This window comes from Streptomyces sp. P9(2023), assembly GCF_032436795.1.
Classification (GTDB): Bacteria; Actinomycetota; Actinomycetes; order Streptomycetales; family Streptomycetaceae; genus Streptomyces.
This window is the reverse complement of the sequence record NZ_JAUPWM010000180.1, coordinates 1-413: the sequence shown is the minus strand read 5'-3', so window position 1 is coordinate 413 and position 413 is coordinate 1. Positions and strand designations below refer to the sequence as shown.

Sequence of the window (413 nt, the reverse complement as noted above, 5' to 3'; positions counted from 1 at the left end):
CTCTTCCCGGCGATCAATGTGAACGACGCCGTGACGAAGTCGAAGTTCGACAACAAGTACGGCTGCCGCCACTCCCTGATCGACGGCATCAACCGCGCGACCGATGTGTTGATCGGCGGCAAGACGGCCGTGGTGTGTGGTTACGGTGATGTCGGCAAGGGCTGCGCGGAGTCGCTGCGCGGCCAGGGCGCGCGGGTGATCGTCACGGAGATCGACCCGATCTGCGCGCTGCAGGCGGCGATGGACGGCTACCAGGTCGCGACCCTGGACGACGTGGTGGAGTCGGCCGACATCTTCATCACCACCACGGGTAACAAGGACATCATCATGGCGGCCGACATCGCCAGGATGAAGCACCAGGCGATCGTCGGGAACATCGGTCACTTCGACAACGAGATCGACATGGCCGGCCT

Annotated in this window: 1 protein-coding gene; it reads left to right on the top strand. The window is 63.7% G+C overall.

Going from position 1 to position 413, the window contains the following annotated elements:
* Window positions 1-413, top strand: a 413-nt coding sequence (locus Q5762_RS37255; RefSeq protein ID WP_315896742.1) for an NAD(P)-dependent oxidoreductase, incomplete at both ends; no start/stop codon positions are given.